The following is a 17,544-nucleotide window of genomic DNA, read 5'->3' as shown; positions in this document are numbered from 1 at the left end:
AGTCGGCGGTCAGCGGTTTGTTCTACATCCTACAAGATAGGTGGGTGCGGTGCAAGCGATAAACAAGCGCATTGGGGTGCCGGGAAGCTTACCGATGTTGTGTGGGGTCTTGCCCGACGGTTTGATATGATTGGGAGAGCCTTACGAAGGGGCTCGCCAGGTTGTCTGGACTGCGGCAATCAGGGGGTGCCATTTTCGCCGTGCTGTTCGTTCTCGCCTGCCTCCCAAACAGATTCTTAGTCTGTGGGCCTCTCTATCCATTCACGGATCGCGCTCAATGGTGGCGCGTCCGCCCAGGGCGTTCGTCATAGAATCCACGAAAGCATCGACCTGCGAGGGGCGCAGTCCCACGACCCAGCGCGTTACGTCGGTGTAGGCGTCGTCGAGGCGGGCGGTGTCGAACTGGCGCAGCACCTGTTCAGCGGCGGCAGTGTCGTTGTAGTTGAACGTGACGGCGACGGGAGTACGGACCACCGATTCTGTGATTGATGCGGCATCGAGCGCGGCAGCAGCGGCATCCCCATAAGCGCGTACCAGTCCGCCGGTGCCCAGCTTGGTGCCGCCGTAGTAGCGCGTTACGATAACAAGCGTGTTGGTGAGGTCGCGTCCGTCGATCTGTTGCAGGATGGGCGGGCCGGCGGTGCCGGTGGGTTCGCCGTCGTCGTTGTAGCGAAAGACATCGCCACTGGGGTGGATGCGGTAGGCGGTGCAGTGGTGCGTGGCCTGGTGGCGCTCGGTGCGCACTGCATCGATATAGGATTCGGCCGCTTCTGCCGTATCGACCGAGCGTGCCTGGGCAAGAAATCGCGAGCCGTTCCGCTTGAGTTCGGCGCGTCCGGGCGAAGCGAGCGTACGGTATGTATCCACCATAGCAAGACAACAGCAGAGCAGTTGGGGCAGCGGGACACGGCGTAGACGGGCCTATGTGGTGAGGCCGAAGCGTTCCTCAAAGGCGTCGCGGCGGCTGCGGCTCACGCGTAGGCGCTTGCCCGAGGCCAGGCGCACCATGTAGCGGTCGTCGTGGTTGGGCAGCACGGCCTCAACGTCGTCGAGGTTGACAATAGTGGAGCGGTGGATGCGGCAGAACTGAGTCGGGTCGAGCTGTTCTTCGAGCACCTTCATGCGCTCGCGGATGAGGTAGGTGTCTTCGTTGTGCAGGTGCAGGCGCACGTACGGGCCGTCGGCGGCGCAGTACATGATGTCGTTGACCGTAACGATGCGGACCTCGTTGCGCGTGCGTACCGGGATGCGCTGCAGGTACTCGTTTTCGTTTTCGGCAAGATCAGGGCGGGCCACGTCGAGGAGCCGCTCCAGCTGATGCTCCAGCTGGTCGGCCGAGCGCATTTCGACCTGGTGGGCCGCGCGGTCGAGGGCCTCGTGGAAGCGCTCGTCTTCGAAGGGCTTCAGCAGATAGTCGAGCGCGGCGAGTTCGAACGCTTTCAGGGCATGTTGGTCGTACGCGGTCACAAAGATCACGATGGGCATGTTCTCGGCCCCCACTTCGTTGACGACCTCAATGCCGGTGCAATCGGGCATCTGCACATCCAGAAAGACGACATCGGGCTGGTTGGAGCGAATGGCGTTGATGGCGTCGCGCCCGTTATCGCAGACATTGACGTGTTTGATGTCGTCGCGAGCGTCCAGCAGATCCGTCAGGCGGCGCTGGGCAGGCGGTTCGTCATCGACAACAAGAGCGTTAAGCATAAGCGACTGCGTCATGATCGGCGGGGAATGGTTCGTCATCGAACGAAGAGTGGGTGTGGTACGGAAGCGTGAGCGTGGCGCGCACGCCGCCTTCGCGTCCGGTGGTAAGCGTGAGCGAGGCCGCGTCGCCGTACATCTGGTCGAGGCGTGAGCGCACGTTGTTCAGCCCTACGCCTTTGGGCAGTTCATCGTCGAGGGCCGCACCGGGACCGTTATCTTCAACGGCAAGCGTAAGCTGGTCGCCGGTGTGGGTCGCTGTAATCTCGACCCAGCCGGGACTGGAGCGCTGCGTGACGCCGTGCTTGATGGCGTTTTCGACGATCGGCTGCAAGATCATGTCGGGCACCATGGCGTCGCGCACATCGGGGGCGATATCGTTGCGGATGGTGAGGCGGTGCTCGAAGCGCACTTGCATAATGGCGAGGTAGTCATCGAGCACGTCGAGTTCACGCGCAAGTTCAACCTCCTGAGCGCCATCGTGGTCGAGCGTGTGGCGAAGCAGAGCGCTAAGGCGAGCCACCATCTTGCGTACGCCCGAGGGGTCGCGCTCGACCATGCTCGAAATGGCATGCAGCGTGTTGAAGAGAAAGTGCGGGTTGATCTGCATGCGCAGCGCATCCAACCGGGCTTCCGTGAGCTGGGCTTCCAGCCGAGCCGCCTGCATCTGGCGTTCCTGAAAGCGGCGGTAGTAGTCGCGTGCAAAGCCCACGGCCAGAATAGCGGCGTAGATAATCAGCTCCCAAAGAAAGCCAAGACGGAGCACATCGTAGAATGAACCGCTGACCACATCCATCAGTGCCTCGCGTTCCTCTGGAGACTTCAGGACGTGGCGGTACACCACGTCGCTGTAGGCATCCATGATGGTTGCAATGCTAACAGCAGAAAGTAGATGCAGGGCGATGCGCCCCGGCGAGCGGGCCGGTCCCAGACCGGTACGGCTCGACAGCCAGAAGATAAACGGCGTAAAGAGGGCCCACAGCAGGTAGATCGACATGCGCCAGGTTACGTCCGACACCCCAGTGATGGGCGGTCGGGCGGTGCGGTCGGGATCAATAAACAGGCGGCCTACGACCAGCGAGGCGAATGCAAACCACACGGCCATGATGACGCCAAACTCCATCCAGGTAGACCGTTGTCGATATGTGGATGGCACCGGAGCAGACATAGAAAACATGAGCTTCCGAAAACACGAGCGTATACGATGGGCTATCGGAATGTATCATACTTGATACGCCGATGCAATATTCCAACCGTCAGGTCTGTTCGTTACGCGGCATACGAGGTTGGTAACAGCGTCCGTAACCGAGGGCAGGGCCCGTCATACAGTATCCTGCCTGCCGCCGCAGTATGCCAGGCAGTCTGCGCTACACGCTGACGCCGAAAGTGTCCGTGCAAATGCAACGTTTCCGACCGGCTGGTCTGTCACCAACATCGTTATAATCTTTGCCTAAGGCGAGCGGGTAGAGGTCCTTATACAGGCCAGGCGCTATACATACTTCATACAGGCCAGGCGCTATACATACTTCGCGAGCAGCCCTGCCGGTCTCGCTGACGCACATTAACCTGTGGTGCTCGCAGGTGTTGCGCCAGCAGACGGTACCGCTGCTCATCGACAAACCCAATCCGTTTCCATGACATATATTGCGAAATACATTGCACTGATACACCTGCTGGGGCTTGGGCTGCTGGCTGCTGGATGCAGCAGCGAAGGTGGCGGAAACGCAGAGCGCCCTGGCGGAATGGCGGGCGACCGTGAGCCGCCGTCGGTCGAGGCGGTGCTGTCCGAGTTTGGCGGCCTGCCGCTGGAGGCGCGTGTGAGCGGGACGGTGCAGGCACGCAATCAGGTGCAAGTGTACCCGGAAGTCAGCGAGCGCGTCACCAATGTGTACGCTGAGAGTGGAGACTATGTTGAGGAGGGAGAGCCGCTGGTGCAGCTCAATGACCGCTCGTACCGCGACCGATTGCGCCAGGCCGAGGCATCGCTCCGCGTGGCCCAGGCCGACGTGCGTGCAGCGCGGGCCACATTGTCGGAAGCCGAGGCCCGGCTTGCCCGCACAGAGCGCCTTGTTGAGCAAGAGTTTGAGAGCACGCAGACGCTGGAGGGCGTGCAGGCGGAGGTCGAGTCTGCCGAGGCCGCCGTGGACCAGGCCGAGGGCCAGGTGGCGCAGGCTGAAGCCACCGTCCAAGAGCGCCGGGCGGAGGTCGAAGAGACCGTTGTGCGGGCGCCGTTCAGCGGGTACGTGGGCGAGCGCAACGTGCAGGTTGGGCAGCGCGTAGAGACGAGCGCTGCGCTATTCACGCTGGCCGATCTGGGCCGGGTGCGGGTGCAGGTGCCCATCTCCGATCGCATCTACAGCCAGATTCGCGCGGGCCAGACCGTCGAAATCCTGCCTGGTGGCGATGAGAACAATCCGGTACGTGCGCAGGTCAGCCGCATCTCTCCCTTTCTGGATTCAGACAGCTACAGCGCTCGCGCCGAGATTGATGTCGAAAATAGCGAGCAGCGTCTGCTACCCGGCATGTTTGTTCAGGTCGACATTTTCTACGGCGAGAGCGAGCAGGCTACGCTCATCCCCCGCAGCGCGCTGTACGACAACCCGCGCACTGGCGAAACAGGCGTCTTCGTAGCGTCGGCTCTGGGCGAAGAGATGTCGATTGAGACGACATCGGATCAGGGCGATTCGAGCGATGCCCGACCGGCCCTCACCGAGCCCACGCCCATGCAGTTTCAGGCGGTAGAGGTCATTGCAGAAGGCAGCGAGGTGGCGGGCGTGCGCGGCATTGACTCGGGCACATGGGTCATAACCGTAGGCCAGGAGCTCCTCATGGAGCGCGGAGGCGATGTGGATGCGCGGGTGCGTGCTATGGACTGGGAGCGCATTATGAGTTTGCAGCGCCTGCAAGACCAAGACGTGTTGCAGGACTTTCTGGAGCGTCAGCAGCGCATGGCACGCGAGCGCTTCAGCGGAGAGAACGACGTACCTACCGACTCGGCCACCGACGAACAGCAGCCGTCGTCGTCTTCCATGCGAACGGTGCGTTCCTCATCAACCACACCAGCGGGCTAACCGATTCAGATGCGTCTTACGTGCACCTGTGCTCTTCTCCCGCTGATCCAACCGACTCTGCCTTATGGCTTCTTTAACCAACGTATCGATCCGGCGCCCCGTGGCCACCAGCATGTTCTTTCTGGTGATCATCACGCTGGGCATCGTGAGCTTTCGGTTCCTGCCGGTAGACCTGCTTCCCAAGATCGAGTATCCGCGGCTCATTGTAGCGACCGACTACGGCGAGGTAGGGCCTGAAGAGATGGAACTGCTCGTGACCGACCCGATGGAGAATGCGATGTCGGGCGTGGCGGGCGTAGAGCGCCTCACCTCGTGGTCTGATCAGGGCGGCAGCCGCGTGAGCCTGGAGTTCGCGCAAGGTACTGATCTGAACGTAGCAATTAACGATGTGCGCGACGCGATGGGTGATGTGCGCGAGTCGCTGCCGGAGGAGATCGAGCCGCCCCGGATCTGGCGTTTTGACCCAAACGAGACGTCGATTGTGAGCATTGCGGTGGCGTCGAGCCATGACCTGGAGACGCTCACGCGCATCTTAGACCGTGACCTTTCGAGTCGCTTTGAGCAGGTGCCCGGCGTGGGCACCATCGAGCTAAGCGGCAATGTCAACCGGGAGATCCGTGTCAACCTGAACCGTGACCGCCTCAAGTCGCTCGACCTCACCGCCGATGAGGTGCGCCAGGCTATTGCCGCTGAAAACGTGGTCGTGGGGGGCGGCAATGTGAAAGACGGGCTCAAAGACATGTATGTGAGGGCGCTGGGCGAGTACACCGACATCGCGCAGATCGGCAATACTGTTGTGGCGTACGCTGATGGAACGCCCATTCGGGTGTCCGACATCGCCACGGTCGAAGACGGATACGAGGACAACTTCCGGATGACGGAGCTCGACGGCATGCCCATCATCCAGATGCGCCTGCAGAAGATGAACGATGCGAACACCGTGGCCGTGGCCGACGGCATCCGCGCAGAGGTGGAACGTGTTAACGCGGAGCGTGATGACATGGAACTGACTGTCGTCAGCGATCAGAGCACGTTCATCCAGGCCTCCATCAGCAGCGTGCAAACGTCGCTCCTCTGGGGCGCGCTGCTGGCCATTCTGGTGCTGTACGTATTCCTGCGCAATGGCTCTACCACGTTCGTCATTGCACTCTCCATCCCGATCTCAGTCATTGCCACGTTCGGGCTGCTCTACTTTGGCGGACTCACGCTCAACATTATGACGTTTGGGGGGCTGGCGCTGGGCGTGGGCCTCATTGTGGATAACGCCATTGTGGTGCTCGAAAACATTGTGCGGCATCGGGAGGAGAACGGCAAGAGCCTGCCCGAGGCGGCATCTGTAGGGACGCGTGAGGTGGGGGGCGCCATCGTGGCCTCCACCCTGACCACGTCCGTCATCTTCTTGCCGCTGGTCTTTGCACAGGCGTCGAGCGCCTCGCTCTTTCAGTCGCTGGCGCTGGTGGTGGTCTTCTCGCTGGTGTGCTCGCTCTTCGTGGCACTCACGCTGGTGCCTATGCTCTCCAGCCGCTTTCTGACCATCAGCGCCAATCCCGAGGCCAACACGCAGTCGCGATTCCAGCAGTGGTTTTCGCGAGTTGAGGATGCGTACAAGGATCGCCTGCGCACCGTAGTCGCGTATCGTAAGACGGTATTCGGCGCCACTGCGCTGCTGCTGGCAGGTGCTATTGCTCTGTGGCCACTCCTGCCGGTGGAGTTGGCTCCGCAGACGGATGCCGATGAGATTCGTATTGACATGAGCATGGATTCGGGCACGAACTTAGCGGTGGTGCAGTCCTATTTGCAGGAACTGGAGACCGTCGTTGAGCCGCTCATCCCGGAAGAAGACACGCGCTTCGTGATTAGCGAGATACGCTGGGGGCGCGCCCGCATCGACATTGCGATGAAGCCGGCAAGCGAGCGCTCCATTGAGCCGTCGGAGTTGGCTGCGCAGCTACGCAACGAAATCGAGGGGGTGATTCCGGGAGTTGACACGCGGGTTCGGGCCCGCACCGGGCTCTGGGTGCTGCGCCGGGCCTTCAGTAGCGGAGGCGGCGGTGAGCAGGAGCTCGAAATTGAACTGCGAGGCAACGACCTCGACCAGGCGCGCCTGGTGGCAGCCGACCTGCAGCGCAGGCTCGAAGGCGTGCCCGGCATCGCGAGCGTAGACCGCGACGACGACGACCGGGGCAGTCCCGAGCAGAATATCCGGTTCGACCGCGCGCGTATTGCACAGGTCGGGCTCAACGTGCAAGATGTGGCCCAGGCGGTGCGCGTAAACCTTGCCGGAGCCCTCGCCGGGCAGTTCCGCGTGGATGGCGATGAGTTTCCCATCCGCGTGCGCCTGCGCCCCGAGGACCGCCTCACGGTGCAGGACCTCGACAATATTTCGGTGCGCACCCCTGATGGGGCCACCATACCGGTCGCCTCACTTGTAACGATTGAAGAGGGCCGCGGCCCCGGCACGATCCGGCGCATTAGCGGACAGCGTGTGACTTACCTGGAAGCCACCTTTGAGGAAGGGGCCACGCTCAACGAAGTGGTCGGAAGCGCCCAGGCCGCCATTTCACAGATGAACCTGCCCGAGCAGTTCTCTGTCACCTTTGGCGGCGAGTACCGCGAGCAGCAGGCGGCCCAGCGCGATTTCTTGATCTCGATCTTGATGGCGCTCGTGCTCATCTACATGGTGATGGCCGGGCAGTTCGAGCGCTTTCTGGATCCGCTCATTGTGATGCTGTCGGTGCCGCTGGCGCTCATTGGCGTGGTGCCCACACTGTTTCTTACGGGGACCACGGTAAACATCCAGAGCATCATGGGCCTGATTATGCTGATTGGGATTGTGGTGAACAACGCCATTGTGCTGGTCGACTACATCAACATTATGCGGCGCGAGCGCGGTCTGTCGATGATCGACGCGGTGGTGGAGGCCGGACGCCTGCGCCTGCGCCCCATTCTGATGACCGCGCTCACCACCATGCTCGGGCTCTTTCCGCTGGCACTCGGCTTGGGGGCCGGGGGCGACATTCAGGCGGCACTGGCGCGCGTCGTGATTGGTGGCCTCTTTGCCTCCACGCTCATTACGCTGGTGCTCATTCCCGTGGCGTACATCACCGTTGAGCAGGCGGCGGCCCGTGTGCGCGGTAAGCTTCCTAACTGGTCGTGGCTGCCCGAACCGGGAACAGGAACGGTAGATGTGAAGACCGCCCAGTCGTAGAGAGCGCAGGCCAGCCGCACATTCGTTTAGGACGCACGCGGAGCGGGTGCACGGCAATCGAGCTACTCTGGAGACGCTGAGGCAGCTTGCACCGCGCGCCGATAGGCGGCTGGCGTGGTATGCGTTATGATGCGAAAGCGGCGTGTAAGATGACTCTGGCTTGTAAAGCCGACACACAGCGCAATGTCGGCAATGGATGCCTCGGTGTGAGCCAGCAGGTGTTGCGCTTGTCGCACACGCTCATGCAGCACATACTGATACGGTGACATGCCCACCGTTTTCTTGAACAGACGGCTGAAGTGGGCAGGACTCATATCTACATGCGCGGCCAACTCAGACACAGAGAGTCCATCTTCAAGATGAGCACGGATGTAGTCATGCAAGCGCCGCCGCGTGGGAAGCAGGAGAGACCCCTCCGCTGCCTCAAGGAGGGATGACGTTTCCTCTTGCTCTGTGATGACACGGAGCATCATCGTGTGCACAACAGACTGCGCAAGCGTGTGCGCAGAGTCATCCATAATTTGGTTCAGCGATGAGGCCAGCAAGTATCGAAACTGGTCGTACGCTACAAACTCGGTACGCAGTGCTGTGTGAGCCGGTCTAAATCCGTATGCAGCACCGATATGATGGACTAATGCGGGCGGCACGTACACCAGCATGACAACACACGACTCAGCAGATCAGCCCCATTGGCCTTCAGTCCTCATCTCGATAAAGTATGCCGTTCCGGGACGCCCCAATATTGTGTGCGTCTTTGCATAAGGATCAAGACGATATTGGCCGTCTGCTTCGCCCTCCAGTATAACGCCCAGTAGGTGGTGCCGAAGCGGAGGCATGGCATGCAACGGCTCCGTGCTATTGAGCCGAATTTGCTCAATGAGTAACGGGACATCCGTAGGCACTGAGGTGGCAGGGGCCACGCGCCAAAGGCGCTCACCGCGAATATGGTAACGGGCCTCGAATGCATTGGAAGATGACGTATCAGAAGGCACTGCAGTGAAAACACTATGGGGGGACAGAACTCCGAGAGCGTATCAAGGCCAGGTAAGTTCGTGTTTATGAAAGAGTGCCATAAGGTCAGACTGCACGAAGGGTTTAGAAATGTATTCGTCAAATCCTTTGCGGAAGAGCTGAACTTCAGGATTTGGGTATCCCATTGCGGTAATGGCAACTGCTGGGACATCCTTGTTGCACGAGGTGTGATGATTGCGCGCAAAGTGAAGTACGTCAAACCCTGATCCGTCGGGCAGTCGAATGTCGAAGACCAGCAGGTCGAAACGCTGTGTCGTTAACACCGAGCGGGCCTCGGCACAGGTTGCGCAGGGTGTAAGGTGCCACGACGAGGGGCAGACATGTGCAATAAGAAGCCGGGTATCGGCATGGTCGTCCAGTACGAGCAACCGGGGGGTATCCACATCGAGAATAGAGGAGGGTTAGAAGAGTTGAATGCTGCGGAGAGATAGGAGAGCTGCCTTAAGGCTCCTCCTCAACGTAGTCGAACATCGAGGGCGGCGGGGCAGCCCCAGGCGTATCGTTGGTGGCAGAGGCGTCATTCGTACTCTGTTGCGTGGCCCCGTCGCTCTCCGCTGACGAAGATGGGGCTGCAGAAGCGGAATCGGTGCCTTTAGGACGCCCACAGAACTTCCTGTACTGGACGATCAGCAGGCGGATGAATGAGGCGGGCGAGCGGTTGCTACTCTGAGCTTTCTCTGACACCCAGTCTAACTGCCTCGTAGAGAGCGGAATATCCACATGACTGGAGGGGCCTGGGCTCTGTGCATTGGAGCCCTCGACCTCCGCATTGAGGTCTGTCATGGTATAGAATTACATAGCAGAGAAGCAAAACATTTATGTAAACACCGCTAAGGGTATGTGGCATGTGCTGCAATGTATTGCAGCATTGTGCGATTGATGGTAGCATCCTGCGGTTTTTGGATATGACACCAACTCTGCATGCTTCGTTGGTATACGAAGGTATTGAAGAGTGAACGCGTGCAAGGGATTCCAGCGCGTAGACCCAGGCCAAGCGTGAGCAGTCGGCGTTAGGATGATGACCTGCGGATGAGGAAAGGGGGATAGTGAACGTCTTTATGACGCAGGTAGAGAAATGCGTTTTCGAGGTAGGCGACAATCACTTGCAGTTCAATTGCCACTGTTTCTCTGGGTTGTACGTTACTCCAGCGTGTTGCTGGGCGTCCATCGGTAGGTGACGATGGCCGGGTCGGGGCTGGAGACGGCCAGTGTAATGTCGTAGCCGTCGCTGTGGGCACGGACGCTCAGGTCGTGCGGAAAGAAGTCGGTGTTGGGCTGCGGGTTTGCTTCGATGAGGCGATGCTGCAACGTGCCGTCGCGGCCAAACACATCCACCTGAACCCAGCCCGAGCGCACATTCAGCACAAAGAGGCGTCCATTGGCAAAGGTAGCCGAGGGGATGAGCAGGGGCGGCTCGTGGGTGTCGCCCTGTAGGAACGCGTAGCTGCGCTCCAGCATGGGCGAATCGAAGCCGCGCAGGGCCAGTGTGTCGGGGGATGCCGAGGCTGTCTCCAGGTCGAGCGGCAGGCGGTCGACCACGGGGCGAAAGCCGGAGAGGCTCCACAGCGTATCGCCCTGGATGCGTAGAAAGCCTGCGTAGCGCCAGTACGGCTGGGAGAGGGGGCGCTCGGCCTGCAGGGTGCCGTTCCAGTCGTACTGATACAGGGTGGATCCGATGTCTTCGCCCAGCACCTTCAGGTAGAACGCATCCGAGTGGGCGGCGGCATACACGAGCGAGGCCGCGTCGGCGCGCTCGATTGCGAAGCCGGCATCGGGCAGCACATCGCCATTTTCAACGCCGACCACCGTATCCGACCCGGCGTTAAAGACCCACAGGGTGTCGCCTGTGATGCCTGCAAGGTAGGGCACGTCGAAGGCGTCGCTGGTGAGTTCGCGGCCGTAGCTGCCATCGGGGGCAATGACGTGCAGGCTGTTGCGCTCGGCATCGGCCACGACAAGCGTGCCGCTGGGCCGGTAGCGCAGCGAGCGCGGGTAGCGCAGCGGATGGGTCTCTGTCGACGCAATGGTACGCACGTGGCGCAGCGAATCAGCCGCCACCGTGGCGGCGCGCTCACGCGAGAGCGAATCGGAGGGGGCAATCGCATCGAACGATCCGCTGCTACACCCCGACGGCAGACAGCCGCTGAGCAGCAGGGTCAGCATGGCCAGTGGGAGGAGCAGACGCGTGCGAACAGACGACAGCATAACGGTGGGGAGCGTGCACATGAGGATACCGCACACCATCATATCCCGACCGGCGGGGTTCGGTCCTGCTTTGCGGGGGCTTGATGCGGGACGTGCTGCCCTGATACCAAAAAAGGGTAGTGGGTAGACGCTAAGTGATAAGGCTATCGTAGAATGTAGGTTTGTCTTATTCGAACCCCCTCTCCCTTTATTCCGCTGCGCTCCATGAGTCGTCCTGCGGACTCGTTTGGGTTTCTCCCCCTTTTCCAAGGGGGAGATGTCGATAGACAGAGGGGGTTGTCTGGCTCCGATGATGTCGGCCATATGACAATCACTTACCATTGAACCGCTACCCAAAAAAGAAGCACCTGCCCGTGAAGGCGGGTGCTATCCAGGTCGTCATCGCTCCAGCTGAGCACGTAGCAGCTTTCAATCCTCACCTGCCCGTGAAGGCAGGTGCTATCAATCAGCGTGGCACTGAGCGCCGCCACCTGGTCGACCGTCTTTCAATCCTCACCTGCCCGTGAAGGCAGGTGCTATGCAAGCTCGGCGAAGCGCTCAATCGCGTCATCGGTCTTTCAATCCTCACCTGCCCGTGAAGGCAGGTGCTATATCCACTCACATGGACGCTCTACACCGACGAGTTCCTTTCAATCCTCACCTGCCCGTGAAGGCAGGTGCTATCCGAAGGCGACAGCGTGTCGCTCAGTGCTCACGTCCTTTCAATCCTCACCTGCCCGTGAAGGCAGGTGCTATCGACCGCCTGGAGTGCGAGCAGCGCGATCGTGGATCTTTCAATCCTCACCTGCCCGTGAAGGCAGGTGCTATTTGACGGCGCTGACCCGGAGGCCGTGCAGAGCTACGTCTTTCAATCCTCACCTGCCCGTGAAGGCAGGTGCTATATGAGACGCGCACGCGGGACTTCCAGGTGAAGGCCGTCTTTCAATCCTCACCTGCCCGTGAAGGCAGGTGCTATTGTGCTAACGGTTAGCACTGAGGCTTATGAGCAATACCTTTCAATCCTCACCTGCCCGTGAAGGCAGGTGCTATCTACGCACACAAACGCACACCCATCATGGCTGTCCTTTCAATCCTCACCTGCCCGTGAAGGCAGGTGCTATCGCCGCCTGGGCCGGATGGTCGATCGCCACGAAATCTTTCAATCCTCACCTGCCCGTGAAGGCAGGTGCTATCTCATCTGGACTTCGGGGTTGAGTTTGCAAAATTGCCTTTCAATCCTCACCTGCCCGTGAAGGCAGGTGCTATGGAAAAGACCTGCGGGGCGCGAGCCTGCACTTCCCTTTCAATCCTCACCTGCCCGTGAAGGCAGGTGCTATTCGTGAACACCTTGCGTGAAGACATGACGTCCATCTTTCAATCCTCACCTGCCCGTGAAGGCAGGTGCTATCGCGGTTGCTGTAACCTGATGTAAAACCAGTAGGTTTCAAAGCCGTTTTCGCGGACCCCTGTTTCCCCAGACCGGATGCGATATAGGTAACGCAAAGCGGGTATCTGTATCATGCTGGTTCTAAACGGCTTAGTGCAGATCGCGAACCCCCCAGGGAATGAGCAACCACTTGGGGTTCGCGATGCTTCTGTGTCACATAAGTAAACCGAAACACCGGCTGCATGTTCGCAGCATTTGCATCTTCGCTGTATGCCTTGTACTCTAATGTTACTTCTCTCAACTTCCTGTATTAAATCGTTATGTCTGCGCCTCTCATCGCCCATTCGGCTCCGGAGTCGGGCGGTCAGCCACAGCTGCTCCACGACCATGCCCGCAACGTCGCCGAGCGGGCGGCGGACTTTGCCGCGCCGTTCGACAGCGCCGCGATAGCCCGCTGGCTGGGCTGGTGGCACGACGCAGGCAAGGCGCATCCTCGTGTGCAGCGGTTTCTCGCCGATGAGAATTACAATCCAGGCGAACGCGATCACTCCAGCGTAGGCATGCTACAGGGGGCTGATGCGCCCGCGATCACGCCTGCTATCTGCGTCGCTGGGCACCACGGCGGACTTCCGAATGCGCTTCGGCTCAAGAAACGTATTGCCGCTAAAAAGAAAGAGCCCCGCATCCAAGAAGCGCTTGCAAAAGGGAACGCATTTATCGAGGCATCGGGCAGCGCGCATGGAGACGAGACGCAGATGCCCGAACTTACGGGAGCCAACGAAGAGCAGGTGCTTCAACTGGAACTCTGGACGCGCTTCGTGCACTCCGCACTCGTGGATGCTGACTACCTGGACACCGAGGCGCACTTCAACGCTGACATGGCGAAGCTCAGAAGCGCAGGCCCGCGGCCCGGCGTGCTCCTGGAGCGACTTGAAGCCGACCAAAAGCAGTTCGCGAACCCAACGACGGAGATCAACCGCATCCGTAACCAGATCTACGAAGATGCGCTCGCTTCGGGCGATGGAGCGCAGGGCATGTACAACATGACGGTGCCAACTGGCGGCGGAAAGACGCGTTCGGTCATGGCCTTTGCGCTGCGACATGCGAAAAAGCATAGCTTAGATCGCGTGATTGTCGCGCTCCCCTACACATCAATCATCGACCAGAATGCCAGGGAGTACCGCGACATCTTTGGGGCGGATGCTGTGCTTGAGCATCACTCGGCTGTACAACGTGCCCATAAGGCAGACTTTGCGCCTACCGAGAGCGAGAAACGTGACGTGCTGGCTGCCGAGAACTGGGAGGCTTCTGTTGTAGTCACGACCACAGTGCAGTTGCTCGAAACGCTTTTCTCCAACCAAAACAGTCGCCTGCGCAAGCTGCACCGGTATGCCAACAGCGTAATTGTGCTCGATGAGGTGCAGAGCGTGCCCGCTGGGTTGGTGGCGCCTACCATGTGGGCCTTGCGTGAGCTTACCCGTCTGTACACGAGTTCGGTTGTCCTCTGCACGGCTACACAGCCCGGTTACGGACCCGTGGGGCATTACCCGTCCACTCCGATTATTGATGGTGCAGACGTGTTGTACGACCGGATGCAACGGGTGCGCTACCACGATAAAACCGATGCAACATGGAGCGCGGCGCGGGTGGCCCGCGAGATGCAGCGTGCAGAACAGGCACTCGCCATCTGCAACACTACCGCCGATGCGCAGCGTGTTGCCGAAGCCGCTGATGCGTACTACCTCTCGACACGACTCTGCCGCGCGCATCGTGACGAAGTCATGAGCGTGGCAAAGAAGCAACTGAGCACGGGCACGCCGGTACGCCTGGTATCAACGCAGGTCATCGAGGCGGGCGTAGACATCAGCTTCCCGCTGGTGCTTCGAGACGCTGCGCCGCTCGACTCCATCATCCAATCCGCTGGACGCTGCAACCGCAATCGGGAGCAAGAGGCAGGGAGGGTCATCATCTTCCGGCTGGACGACGGATCGTGTCCGCCACCGCCCTACAAAACAGGCCGAGAAATAGCGCTGGGGATGCTTCGCGACGGTGTAGATCTCAACAGCCCCGACGCCGCCAAGCAGTACTTTGCCGAGCTCTACAACGATTTTCCAACAGACAAGCATGGCGTTCAGGATATGCAGCGCCGCTTCAACTACGAAGACGTAGCGGCTGCCTACCGTCTGATTACGCAAGACGCCACCGATGTGCTTGTGGACTACGGCGAGGCAATGCCCATTTTCAACACGCACCGCAGTCAGATTAAACACCTGGGCTACATCCCACCGCACGTGCGGCGTGCCTTGCAGCCGTACATGGTGAGCGTGTACAACTGGGAGTTCAACAAAGCGCTTGACAACGGCATTGTGCGGGAGGCCGAACCTGACGTTTGGGTCTGGGATTCGATGTTTTACGACGACACGTATGGGCTGCAACTCGATGTGGAACGGCCCGAACAAATCGAGCAGATGATCTGGTAACCCTTCCCGAGCCGCACCTGCGCTGGTCGCGCACACCCTCTCACTCTCTACCCATTTTCCGAGTTGATGTATGTCTGAATATGCTCCATTGCAAGTGGTTGTAGGCAGCACGTTTGCCTGCTTCACGCGTCCAGAGATGAAGGTTGAGCGCGTAAGCTACGACGTGATGACACCGTCAGCGGCACGCGGCATTCTGGAGGCTATTTTCTGGAAGCCAGCGTTCATGTGGCGCATCCAGACGATTACGCCGCTCCAGCCCATTCAGCACATTCAACTGCGCCGCAGCGAAGTCAAAAAGAAAGCCGTCTCCCCCAGCAAAAAAGACTGGATGGAGGGACGAGAGGTATCGACCATTGATGTGGATGCAAAAGAGAAAAGCCGCCCTAACACCCCGAGCGTCCGAGCCCTTCGTTCGACGCTGGCGCTCAAAGATGTTGCGTATCTGATTGAGGCTGATGTCCATCTGGTCGGCTACGGCAAAAATGAGCATCCGGCCAAGTACCGCGATCAGTTTCGGCGGCGTGTAGACCGGGGCGCGTGCTTTAAGCGTCCGTACATGGGCTGCCGCGAGTTTGCCGCCTGGTTTCGACCGCCGACCGACCAGGACACCCCGGTGCTTGGCGATCGCCCCCTCGGGCGCATGCTGTTCGACATTGCATACGATGAGATCAACGCCGAGACGCAGCATTACGAGGCCACGCCGCACTTCTTCCACGCCGCGTTAGATGACGGTGTGATGCACATCCCACAAGCGCTCTACCAAAATACCCATCCCGATGCTTGATTCGCTGCTTGATGTACATGACCAGATCACAGATCGCCTTCCTCCAGATGCTTACAAAAGGCGACCGGTGCGATGGATACTCAAACTAAGGACAAAAGACACCTCATATAATCTGATACCAACGGAAGGCAGAGCCAATGTGCCAGACCGTGGACGTGCCGGAACTGCAGTCCGTCCGCGCCTGATCGACACTGCTGAATATACATTTGGGCTGCGGGACAAGGTGTCTAAAAAAGACCGTGGCCAAAAGACACACCAGGGATACCGCGACTTGGTGAAGCAAGTAGCTAACGACCTCGACCTTCCGGAAGTACAGACCCTTTGGAAGTTTGTGCAAACCCACACTGCGGTCTTGTATGGCGACCTTCGTTTTATGGCTGAGGTACGGTACGGGCGTGTCCAATTGGCACCGATTGATCCAAGTATGGGACGCCAAGACATCGTCCTTGTGAACGTTGATGGCACGCTGCTTCATGAGATGCCTGCGGTACAAGCATGGTGGGCCGACTTCATGGCTTCACTGGAGAGTGAGAAAGCCGACAGGACGGGGCCGTGTGCACTAACAGGAAAAGATGGTGGAATAGCCGCTACGCACTACGAAGTTCGTCGATTTGGGAGTGCACTCTCGTCGTACAATGAAAAAGCATTCGAGTCATACGGATTGGGCCGCTCTGAAAATGCTTGGCTCACGCATTCATCGCAGCGCAGAGTTGGAAGAGCGCTTTCCTGGCTCGTAGATAGCGATGATTACACGTACACCCTCAACGAGACGTATTGGGTCTACTGGACGGATCCAATGGATACCTCGTTCAGCTTGAATCCGCTTCAAGACGGTGACACCAACTACATCGAGGAGCTGCTAAGCAGTTACTACGACGGCAGACTCACCGAAAACGACACGCCGCTCTGGACGATGTGCCTCCAAGAAAACCAGGGGCGCCTCATCGTCCGTCATTTCGAGCGGGCTACTGTGGGGCAGGTGCAGACCCGGTTGGCCCAATACTTTGAGGCGATGGAAGTGAACGGGCGATACCACGGCAGTTTTGCGCTGCTTATGGGTCTCATACAGGTATCTTCGGGCACCAAAAGCCTGAACGACATCCCGCCGTGGATGGAAGAGGGCCTGATGCGCACCGCCCTCACCGGACGTCCTGTGCCGTATCCGTTTCTGCTTAAGGCGCTAAACCGCAACCAGGCGCTTGGCGAAGTCTCTGCCCAACGCGCATCCCTCCTCAAACTCTATCTCATCACACACAGCATTCCTATGCCTTCTGCTCTCGACCCGACCTACGACAGCGTGGCCTATCAACTGGGCCGTCTCTTCTCGGCGCTGGAACAGGCCCAGTCTCAGGCGCTCGACAACCCGAATAGCACGATCACTGACAAGTTCTTTAAGAGCGCCTCAACCACGCCTCAAAGCGTGTTCGGCAAGCTACTTGGCCAGGCGCAGGCGCATCTTTCAAAGCTGCGTAAGAACAACAAATCCGCCTACACCGATATTCAGAAGCGGATTGGAGCAATCACCAGCCAGATTGCACCTGGAAAGATGCCCAAAACGCTCTCGCCCGAAGCGCAGGCTGAATTTGCGCTGGGCTACTATCACGAGCGTCAGGCTATGTTTGAGCGCATCGAAGCCGCCAAAAAGAAGAAGGCAGAAGACGAAAAAGCGGACGTTGCATAGCCCGCGCCGAATCCAC

At 59.5% G+C, this 17,544-nt stretch carries 12 protein-coding genes and 1 CRISPR repeat array; of the genes, 5 read left to right on the top strand and 7 right to left on the bottom strand.

Annotation, left to right across the window (positions count from 1 at the left end; genetic code table 11):
• Positions 1 to 261: 261 nt before the first annotated feature.
• From CRI93_RS12230 to CRI93_RS12220, 3 genes are read right to left on the bottom strand one after another with little or no spacing between them, the layout of a single operon-like run.
• Positions 262 to 870 (bottom strand): IMPACT family protein, encoded by a 609-nt coding sequence (locus CRI93_RS12230; RefSeq protein WP_098062928.1) that lies wholly within the window; start codon positions 868 to 870, stop codon positions 262 to 264.
• Positions 871 to 921: 51 nt separating this feature from the next.
• On the bottom strand, positions 922 to 1,743 hold the full coding sequence (locus CRI93_RS12225; protein WP_245850504.1) for a LytR/AlgR family response regulator transcription factor: 822 nt from the start codon (positions 1,741 to 1,743) through the stop codon (positions 922 to 924).
• Positions 1,697 to 2,869 (bottom strand): sensor histidine kinase, encoded by a 1,173-nt coding sequence (locus CRI93_RS12220; RefSeq protein ID WP_176521855.1) that lies wholly within the window; start codon positions 2,867 to 2,869, stop codon positions 1,697 to 1,699. The genes CRI93_RS12225 and CRI93_RS12220 overlap by 47 nt, the downstream gene beginning before the upstream one ends.
• A 466-nt stretch (positions 2,870 to 3,335) precedes the next feature.
• Between CRI93_RS12220 and CRI93_RS12215 the strand changes: the two genes are divergently transcribed.
• Positions 3,336 to 4,772 (top strand): efflux RND transporter periplasmic adaptor subunit, encoded by a 1,437-nt coding sequence (locus tag CRI93_RS12215; protein WP_245850501.1) that lies wholly within the window; start codon positions 3,336 to 3,338, stop codon positions 4,770 to 4,772.
• Between the two features lie 64 nt (positions 4,773 to 4,836).
• Entirely contained in the window at positions 4,837 to 7,980 is a 3,144-nt protein-coding gene (locus tag CRI93_RS12210) for an efflux RND transporter permease subunit (protein WP_098062925.1), read from the top strand.
• Between the two features lie 62 nt (positions 7,981 to 8,042).
• Here the strand turns inward: CRI93_RS12210 and CRI93_RS12205 are convergent, their stop codons facing one another.
• From CRI93_RS12205 to CRI93_RS12190, 4 genes are all read right to left on the bottom strand, one after another.
• Complete coding sequence (locus CRI93_RS12205; RefSeq protein WP_176521854.1) at positions 8,043 to 8,498, bottom strand: helix-turn-helix domain-containing protein; 456 nt, start codon at positions 8,496 to 8,498, stop codon at positions 8,043 to 8,045.
• A 516-nt stretch (positions 8,499 to 9,014) separates the two neighbouring features.
• Entirely contained in the window at positions 9,015 to 9,395 is a 381-nt protein-coding gene (locus CRI93_RS15695; protein WP_176521853.1) for a response regulator transcription factor, read from the bottom strand.
• 58 nt (positions 9,396 to 9,453) lie between these two features.
• Positions 9,454 to 9,795 carry a hypothetical protein gene (locus tag CRI93_RS12195; protein WP_098062922.1) on the bottom strand — a complete coding sequence of 114 codons (342 nt, stop codon included), beginning with the start codon at positions 9,793 to 9,795 and terminating at the stop codon, positions 9,454 to 9,456.
• Positions 9,796 to 10,152: 357 nt separating this feature from the next.
• Complete coding sequence (locus tag CRI93_RS12190; protein WP_141491695.1) at positions 10,153 to 11,217, bottom strand: hypothetical protein; 1,065 nt, start codon at positions 11,215 to 11,217, stop codon at positions 10,153 to 10,155.
• 405 nt (positions 11,218 to 11,622) lie between these two features.
• A CRISPR array of direct repeats spans positions 11,623 to 12,604; the repeat unit is 37 nt; unit sequence CTTTCAATCCTCACCTGCCCGTGAAGGCAGGTGCTAT.
• A gap of 299 nt (positions 12,605 to 12,903) precedes the next feature.
• On the opposite strand from CRI93_RS12190, the gene CRI93_RS12185 reads away from it, so the two are divergent.
• The 3 genes from CRI93_RS12185 (at position 12,904) to cas8c (ending at position 17,528) form a co-directional block, all read left to right on the top strand.
• Entirely contained in the window at positions 12,904 to 15,063 is a 2,160-nt protein-coding gene (locus tag CRI93_RS12185; RefSeq protein ID WP_098062920.1) for a CRISPR-associated helicase/endonuclease Cas3, read from the top strand.
• Positions 15,064 to 15,133: 70 nt separating this feature from the next.
• A complete protein-coding gene (gene cas5c / locus CRI93_RS12180) occupies positions 15,134 to 15,847 on the top strand; it encodes a type I-C CRISPR-associated protein Cas5c (protein WP_098062919.1) in 714 nt (237 codons plus the stop codon).
• Positions 15,840 to 17,528, top strand: coding sequence for a type I-C CRISPR-associated protein Cas8c/Csd1 (gene cas8c / locus CRI93_RS12175; RefSeq protein ID WP_098062918.1), 1,689 nt, complete (start codon positions 15,840 to 15,842; stop codon positions 17,526 to 17,528). Before cas5c ends, cas8c begins: the two co-directional genes overlap by 8 nt.
• Positions 17,529 to 17,544 lie beyond the last annotated feature (16 nt).

Source organism: Longimonas halophila, from assembly GCF_002554705.1.
GTDB classification, from domain to species: domain Bacteria; phylum Bacteroidota; class Rhodothermia; order Rhodothermales; family Salinibacteraceae; genus Longimonas; species Longimonas halophila.
Note: the sequence above shows the minus strand (reverse complement) of the source record. Positions and strands in the feature narration are given on the sequence as shown.

Coding starts and splice junctions, on each gene's coding strand:
- CRI93_RS12230 (WP_098062928.1), bottom strand. CDS start 870: ATGGTGGATACATACCGTACGCTCGCTTCGCCCGGACGCGCCGAACTC.
- CRI93_RS12225 (WP_245850504.1), bottom strand. CDS start 1,743: ATGACGAACCATTCCCCGCCGATCATGACGCAGTCGCTTATGCTTAAC.
- CRI93_RS12220 (WP_176521855.1), bottom strand. CDS start 2,869: ATGTCTGCTCCGGTGCCATCCACATATCGACAACGGTCTACCTGGATG.
- CRI93_RS12215 (WP_245850501.1), top strand. CDS start 3,336: ATGACATATATTGCGAAATACATTGCACTGATACACCTGCTGGGGCTT.
- CRI93_RS12210 (WP_098062925.1), top strand. CDS start 4,837: ATGGCTTCTTTAACCAACGTATCGATCCGGCGCCCCGTGGCCACCAGC.
- CRI93_RS12205 (WP_176521854.1), bottom strand. CDS start 8,498: ATGGATGACTCTGCGCACACGCTTGCGCAGTCTGTTGTGCACACGATG.
- CRI93_RS12195 (WP_098062922.1), bottom strand. CDS start 9,795: ATGACAGACCTCAATGCGGAGGTCGAGGGCTCCAATGCACAGAGCCCA.
- CRI93_RS12190 (WP_141491695.1), bottom strand. CDS start 11,217: ATGCTGTCGTCTGTTCGCACGCGTCTGCTCCTCCCACTGGCCATGCTG.
- CRI93_RS12185 (WP_098062920.1), top strand. CDS start 12,904: ATGTCTGCGCCTCTCATCGCCCATTCGGCTCCGGAGTCGGGCGGTCAG.
- cas5c (WP_098062919.1), top strand. CDS start 15,134: ATGTCTGAATATGCTCCATTGCAAGTGGTTGTAGGCAGCACGTTTGCC.
- cas8c (WP_098062918.1), top strand. CDS start 15,840: ATGCTTGATTCGCTGCTTGATGTACATGACCAGATCACAGATCGCCTT.